7 protein-coding genes and 1 pseudogene are annotated in these 6,971 nt (G+C 72.3%); 5 read left to right on the forward strand and 3 right to left on the reverse strand.

Features of this window, described 5'->3' with window-relative positions; all coding sequences use genetic code 11:
- Both PSH25_RS00070 and PSH25_RS00075 read left to right on the forward strand, forming a co-directional pair.
- Nucleotides 1–465 (forward strand): annotated as a pseudogene (locus PSH25_RS00070) (serine/threonine-protein kinase); the annotation flags it as partial.
- 33 nt (nt 466–498) lie between these two features.
- Nucleotides 499–1,140, forward strand: a complete 642-nt coding sequence (locus PSH25_RS00075; RefSeq protein ID WP_238656972.1) for a histidine phosphatase family protein — start codon at nt 499–501, stop codon at nt 1,138–1,140.
- Between the two features lie 40 nt (nt 1,141–1,180).
- Here PSH25_RS00075 and PSH25_RS00080 read toward each other — a convergent pair whose 3' ends face one another.
- The 3 genes from PSH25_RS00080 to PSH25_RS00090 are packed head-to-tail and all read right to left on the reverse strand — an operon-like array spanning nt 1,181 to nt 3,392.
- Nucleotides 1,181–1,681, reverse strand: coding sequence for a DinB family protein (locus PSH25_RS00080; RefSeq protein ID WP_238656973.1), 501 nt, complete (start codon nt 1,679–1,681; stop codon nt 1,181–1,183).
- Nucleotides 1,682–1,719: 38 nt separating this feature from the next.
- Nucleotides 1,720–2,553, reverse strand: a complete 834-nt coding sequence (locus PSH25_RS00085; protein ID WP_238656974.1) for an MOSC domain-containing protein — start codon at nt 2,551–2,553, stop codon at nt 1,720–1,722.
- 56 nt (nt 2,554–2,609) lie between these two features.
- Nucleotides 2,610–3,392, reverse strand: a complete 783-nt coding sequence (locus tag PSH25_RS00090; RefSeq protein WP_238656975.1) for a carbon-nitrogen hydrolase family protein — start codon at nt 3,390–3,392, stop codon at nt 2,610–2,612.
- Between PSH25_RS00090 and PSH25_RS00095 the strand changes: the two genes are divergently transcribed.
- The 3 genes from PSH25_RS00095 to PSH25_RS00105 all read left to right on the forward strand — a co-directional run bounded on the left by PSH25_RS00095 (nt 3,391) and on the right by PSH25_RS00105 (nt 6,138).
- The gene (locus PSH25_RS00095; protein WP_238656976.1) at nt 3,391–4,173 is read left to right on the forward strand and encodes a DedA family protein; all 783 of its coding nucleotides are present in this window, start codon (nt 3,391–3,393) and stop codon (nt 4,171–4,173) included. The genes PSH25_RS00090 and PSH25_RS00095 overlap by 2 nt on opposite strands.
- Nucleotides 4,174–4,297: 124 nt before the next feature.
- Complete coding sequence (locus tag PSH25_RS00100; protein WP_238656977.1) at nt 4,298–5,503, forward strand: sensor histidine kinase; 1,206 nt, start codon at nt 4,298–4,300, stop codon at nt 5,501–5,503.
- The gene (locus PSH25_RS00105; RefSeq protein WP_238656978.1) at nt 5,494–6,138 is read left to right on the forward strand and encodes a response regulator; all 645 of its coding nucleotides are present in this window, start codon (nt 5,494–5,496) and stop codon (nt 6,136–6,138) included. The genes PSH25_RS00100 and PSH25_RS00105 overlap by 10 nt, the downstream gene beginning before the upstream one ends.
- Nucleotides 6,139–6,971 lie beyond the last annotated feature (833 nt).

Consider the following 6,971-nt stretch of genomic DNA (forward strand, 5'->3'; position numbering starts at 1 on the left):
GTCGGCGTCGGCGCCCTGCTCGCGGAGGGTCCGCTCGGTAACCCGGGCACACCCGACCCGGCCGAGATCGCCGACGCGCCCTCGACCTCCGCCGCCCCGGCGCCCACGACGCACTCGCCGACGCCGGCCGCACCGTCCTCGGCACCTTCCGCCGCCAGCACCACGCCCCCGACGGTCGGGCAGCAGGTACCGATCAGCTTCCGGCAGGTGAGCAGCGAGTTCGCCGCCGTCCTCGCCAGCGCGGTGGCCCGCGGTGACGTCGACCCGAAGACCGCCGAAGATCTGCGTGACGACCTCGCCGACCTCAACCGCCGCAGCAGGGACCGCGCCACGCGCGTCGCCGACCTGCGCGACGACATCGCCGAGCTGGTGCGGCGGGACCGCCTACCAGCGCAGACGGGCGCGAAACTGGACGCTCTGCTCACCCAGGCCGGCACCTTCTCCACCGGCCGTACGGACGACTGATACCCCCGTCGATGCCGCTGGCATGATGTCCGGATGCGGACACGTCTGATCTTCGTGCGACACGGCGAGTCGGTTCACCAACTCGAAGGAATCGTCGGTGGGCCACGTGGCTGTCGGGGCCTCACCGCCGTCGGCCACGAGCAGGCACACGACCTGGCCAACCGACTCGCCGGTGATGTCGTCGCCGACGGGCCGGTGGCGGTCTACTCGTCCGTGCTGCGCAGGGCGGTCGAGACCGCCCAACCGATCGGCGCGGCGTTGGGCGTCCGGCCCGTGGCCGACTGTGGTCTCTGCACCTGGCACACACCCCCGTACGCCGACGGCCTGCCGACCGCCCTCTTCCGCACCGACCACGCGGTGCCAGGTGGCGGCGTGTTCCGACCGTTCGAGGAGGGCAACGAGAGCTGGGCCGAACTGGTGGTCCGCGTCAGCCGCGCGATCATGGAGATCGCCCACCGGCACCGGGGCTCCACAGTGGTCCTGGTCGGCCACAGCGAGACCGTCGAGGGCGGGTTCCACGCACTCGCCGCGCAGCCGGTCTTCCGGGCGTTCGACCTGGACGTGCCCCCGGCCTCGATCACCGAATGGACCACCGACCACGACCCCGGCGGTTGGCCGCCGGCCCGCTGGACGCTGCGTCGCTTCGCCGACACCGGCGGGTGGGCCAGAGGGTGAACCAGGCCCTGCCGAGCGCGACCAGCTCGGCCCGGCGGTGCTAGTTGGCGGCGAGGATCTGCTCGCGCAGGATCTCCGCGTGCCCGCAGTGCTGGGCAAGCTCGCGCAACACGTGCAGGTAGACCCAGCGCAGCGGCAGCGGGCCGCGCCGGTTGCCGCGAAGCAGGTCGTCGAGGCCCAGGGTGGAGGTGGCGCGGCGGGAGGCTTCGCAGGCTTCCCGGTGGGCGCGCTGGATGGTGGCGATCGTGTCGCCGTCGTCGAGGATGAACGACTCGTCCGGCGTGGCGGGGATGCCGATCTCCGAGCGGGACCGACAGGTGACGGCCTCGTCGAACCAGACCTTCTCCACGAACGTGGCGTGCTTCACCAGACCCAGCAGCGTGGTCCGGGACGGCACCAACGAGCGGCGCGCCTGCTCCTCGGTCAGCCCGTCCAGGTAGCCGTTGAGCGCTCTGCGGTGCTCGTCGATGAACGCCTCGAACTGCGCCTGAGCTGACTGGCCGACGACGTCATCGGCGAAGGTCCCCGGAAAGGCGGTCATTCCCGAAGCATTTCAAGATCCTCGTCGGCGCGCAAACACTATGGGCCGACCGCGACGCGGTCGCCGTCGGCCACCCGCCCGGAGCGGACCACAGTTGCGTACGCGCCGACACACGGCTGGGGACCCATCCCGGGCAGCGGCTCGATCCGGTTGAGCCGGGCGGGCACCCGCAGCGCCTCGGTCTCGCGGGGCAGCGGGCCGTGCGCGAGCGTCGGCACCGCGCAGCGCGGCGTCGGGGCGAGCACGGCGAGCACCAGATTCGGGCCGACGCGCAGCTCCCGGCCGACCCAGCCGTTCTCGGCGAAGGCATCCGTGTCCGTGTCGAGCACCAGGTTGGGCCGGTAGCGCTCCACTGTCCCCGCCCCGGGCGGTAGGTGCCCGGCGATCCCGTCCAGGCTCGCGGTGGTGACCAGGTGGATCGGCGCGAAGTCGAAGAAGGTGCCGGGCAGTACTGCCCCGAGCCGGCTCTCGTCGGCCGGGACCTCGTCGGTGAGGCCGGCGGCGAGCACCGCCTCCGGGTGGGACCGCAGCAGGGTGGCGCCGGCCGGTACGGCGTCGACGAGGGTCACCGGGCGGCCCACCGCCGCGCTGAGCGCGCTGTCGATGTCGGGGTCGGCGATCGACAGGGGGCGGCCGTCGGGCAGGGTGATCCGTACCGGATCGGTAGCCCCGCCGGTTGCCCGTAGCGTGAGCAGGCCGCGCCAGCGATGGGGTTGCTTGGCACTGGCCACCCGCCCACTGGTCGGATCCAGCAGAGCCAGTACCCGGTCACCCGCGACGCCGGTCTCGCCGATGTCGGCGGCGGAGATCCGCTCTCCGAGCAGCGACTTGACCGGGTACCGCCGTAGCTGCACCACTCGTCCGGAGACCATTCCGTCACCCTAACCGCGCCGGCCGCCGCCACGGTCGGGCCACCTGCGGCGACCGGTCAGCCGATGGTGACGCTTACCGACTCGCCCGGCGCGGTGCCCGCGCGGGCGACGACCTCGCCGTCCGGCGTCCAGACGCCCGACCGTCCCGCCGCCTCGGTGTAGCCGCCGCCGGTCGACCCGGCGAAGCTCGCCACCGCCACCCAGACCCGGTGCGTGGTGGCGATCCGCTGCGCCCGCTGGTCGGTCACGGCGGCGTCGCGCGACGACTCCAGGACACCCGCCGCGTACACGTCGACGCCGAGCGCGGCCGTCCGCTCCGCGTGCGCGGCCACGCCGGTGTCCTTGCAGACCGCCAGGCCCACCCGCCAACCGTCCACATCGAGCACGACCGGCGCGTCGCCGGGCCGGAACCGGCGGGCCTCCGCGTCCCCCAGCCACATCTTCCGGTACGCCACCGTCGCCCCGCCGCCGGTCACCGCCAGCATCGCGATGTGGTCGCCGGCGACCGGCGCACCGGCCAGCGCCAGCGTGCTCGTCTCGGCGCACGCCTCGACCAGCGGCGCCAACCGCGGGTCGTCGACCGACAGGACCGGCGCGTCCAACTCGTACCCGGTCAGCGACAGCTCCGGAAAGACCACCACCCGGGCGCGCGCCGCGCGGACCGCGGCGGCGTGCGCCCGCGCGTTCTCCGCGACATCCAGGGGTACGCACGGCGGCTGCACCACCGCGAGCCGCAGTGGGGTGCGGCTTTCCGCACCCCCACCGGTGTGGTCGACCCGCGCGGCCGGGCGGTCAGCCTCATGGTCGACTCTCAGGATGACTTCGTAACGTGGGCGCATGATTCGAACGTCCCACGTCGTGTTCGCCACCGGAACCCCCGCCGCCGCAGCGGAACCACCGCAGGATGGGATCGTCGGCTACGTCACTGACCTGGTGGAACGACTCGGCGGGCCGGGTGCCGGCCTGGCGGTGGCGTTGGAGAACCTCTTCCCGCCGATTCCCAGCGAGGTGATCCTGCCGCTGGCCGGGTTCGTCGCCGCGCAGGGACGGATGAGTCTGGTCGGTGCGATCTTCTGGACCACGCTGGGCTCGGTGCTGGGCGCGCTCGCGCTCTACCTGATCGGCGCGGCGCTGGGGCGCGACCGGATGCGCGCCATCGTGTCCCGGCTTCCACTGGTCAAGCTCAGCGACGTGGACCGGACCGAGGCGTGGTTCCTGCGGCACGGTGTGAAGGCCGTCTTCTTCGGCCGGATGATCCCGATCTTCCGGAGCCTGATCTCCATTCCGGCCGGCGTGGAGCGGATGCCGGTGACCACGTTCCTGCTCTACACCACGCTGGGCAGCCTCATCTGGAACACCACCTTCGTGCTCGCCGGCTACCTGCTGGGCGACAACTGGCACCTCGTCGAGGGCTACGTCGGCACGCTCCAAAAAGTGGTGATCGTGGTCTGCGTGGCGGCGGCCGCCTGGTTCGTCGGGTCCCGCGTGCTGAAGGCCCGCCGCGCCGCCCGGAACCCGGAGCCGCCCGAACCCGAGCAGAGCGAACTGAACGGGATGCCCGACCCGGGCGGTCGCGGCACCCTCTACCGAAGCGGATCGTGGGCGTCGGACGAGCGCTAGTCAACCCTTCTCTGGTCTCCTTTGCTCTGCTTCACCTCAGGCGGCACCCGGGGTCACCTGCGGGCGCGTCACCTGGCGCAGAGCAGGGGAGGAGAACACACTCGGCGCGGAAGGCGGGCGAGGCGTGGGGGAACGGTCAACCGGTAGGTGGTGGGACCGGCTCCGGCTGTGGACGCCCGAGTGCGGATCCGCGCGGTTCCGGCGCGGCTGGCGGCTGCCGGTCGGCGTTGCCGTCGGAATCGCGACGGCCGCCGTCGAGTTCGCCTTTCTCGCCGTCGCGGCCGCCGCGTACAGCCTGTGCGCGTTCGCGCCTGCGGCCGGCCGCCGGGTAGCCGGCCTGACCAGTAGGTACGGCGGATGGCTGGTGCGGATCGAACACCACCGCCTCGCCGGGCTGCTCGCCGCGGAGGATCTGCCCACGCCGAACGCTGTGCCGACCCGACGGCAGGTCGGCTACCTCGCCGCCCGAGTGCTACCCGGCACGCTGGGCCTGCTGGCGTACGCCGTGTTGGGCGTAGGCGTGGTGCTGGCCGGGATCGTGCTGCGCGCGGCGGTGCGCGGAGAGCTGACCCTTCTCGACGCCCTGTCCCAGATCGCCCTCGGGGCGGTGCTGCTCCTGCTCAACGTTCAGGCCGTTGCGAGCGTCGCCGCGCTGGACGTCCGGCTGGCTCGAGGACTGCTCGGCCCGGGCAGTCGGGCGGCGCTGACGCGGCGCGTCCACGAGTTGACCACCAGTCGGGCCGGGATCATCGCCGCTGTCGACGCTGAACGGCAGCGCATCGAACGCGACCTGCACGACGGCCTCCAGCAACGGCTGGTCGCCCTCGGCATGCTGCTCGGCCGGGCCCGGCGCGCCCGCGACGCCGACCGCACGCACGCGCTGCTCGCTCAGGCACACGAGGACGTGCAGCGGGCCATCGAGGATTTGCGTGAGGTGGCGTGGCGGGTCTACCCATCGGCGCTGGACAGCAGTGATCTGGGCGAGGTCCTGGCCATCGTCGCCCGCAACTCCGAGGTACCGGTGCGGATCCGCTGCGAGCTGCCGGTCCGCCCCGAACGGCAGCTCGAGACGGTGCTGTACTTCGTGGCCTGCGAGGCGCTCACCAACGCCGCGAAGCACGCCGCCGCTACCCTGGTCACGGTCGATATCGGCGTACGGGATGGGTGGATCCGGATGCGCGTGCGCGACGACGGCGTCGGCGGGGCGGAACCGACCGGGCGCGGGTTGTCCGGCCTGGCGCGGCGGGTCGCCGCGCTGGACGGCCGGCTGCGGGTGACCAGCCCGGCCGGCGGTCCGACGACCCTGCTGGCGGAGTTACCGTGCGACTAGTCCTCGCCGAAGACTCGACGCTGCTCCGGGAGGGCTTGACGCGGCTGCTCGCCGACGAGGACCACGAGGTGCTGGCGGCGGTCGGGACCGCCGACCAGCTTGTCGAGGCGGTCGGACGGTCCCGTCCCGACGTGGTCGTCACCGACGTCCGGATGCCACCCACCCACACCGACGACGGGCTGCGGGCCGCCCTGGAGATCCGCCGTCGATGGTCCGACACCGGCGTTCTCGTGCTCTCCCAGTACGTGGAGCGGCGTTACGCCGCGCGGCTGCTCGCGGACCGTCCCGAGGGGGTCGGCTACCTGCTCAAGGACCGGGTCGCCCAGGTGGACGACTTCCTCGACGCACTCGACCGGGTCGCCGCCGGAGGCACCGCCCTCGACCCGGAGGTGGTCCGTCAGGTGGTGGCCGGCTCGGAGCGGCCCGACCCGCTCGGTCGGCTCACGCCACGGGAACGGGACGTACTGCACGAGATGGCCCAGGGGCACACCAACCTCGCCATCGCCCAGCGGCTGCACGTGTCGCAGAGCGCGGTCGAGAAGCACGTCAACGCCATCTTCGACAAACTCGACCTCGCTCACACGACCGGCTACAGCCGCAGGATCCTCGCCATCCTGCGCTACCTGGACACCTGACTCGCCCAGGGGAAGCCCGGCCGCGCGGGCGGAGCCGGCTTGATCAACTCGGGTTCCTTGATGTCGGGGTGTCCCGGCGTCCCGGATGCCCCGACTTCCGTGAGCCCGAGTGGATCACGCGGGTGAGGGGTGATTCGGCGCGTGGGCCCGTGACGTGTGGGTGATTTGTCCGTTGCTGGGTGTTGTGGGGCGTGACCGGGTGCACCCGTGGGTCGGAATCATGGCCGGGCCGGGGTCGTTACATACCCTGACGATCGCAGTACCACCGACCGGCTACCCGACCCTCACGGGTCTGGGATGCGGCTCCCGCAGGTTGGAATGCCAGCCTCGGCCGGTGGTTACAGTCCCCACGAACGGCCGACCAGGCACCGCCTCGATGAGAGCGCGGTAGGTGGGCCACCCCCGGAATGACCCCGGCCCTCGGGCCGTTGCAGTCCTGACGAACGACCGCAGGCACCGCCCCGACGAGGGTGCCCGGCAGGTGGGCCACCCCCGGAATGACCCCGGCCCGCCGGTCGTTACACCTGGACCCGGCGCCACGAGCCCCGCTCGCAGGCCGCCGACCTTAAAGACTTTTTCCCCTGTTTTGTGCAGCGCCGGACGAGGTGCTCACACCCTGCCGCCGTTCCCCCTTTTGGCGGTTGGGTGTCCTACCCCCGAAGGAGCTACCCCCATGAACACGATCTTCCGTAAGAGCATGCTGTCTGTTGCTGGTCTCGCGTTCGCCGGTGGTGTCTTCGCCGGTCCGATCGCCGCCCACGCCAACCCGGCCGTGGATGCCAAGCCGGTCGCGGTGGCCGTGCAGACGGCCGCGCCGAAGCCGCAGGGCGACC

Source organism: Micromonospora foliorum, from assembly GCF_022229015.1.
GTDB classification, from domain to species: Bacteria; Actinomycetota; Actinomycetes; order Mycobacteriales; family Micromonosporaceae; genus Micromonospora; species Micromonospora foliorum.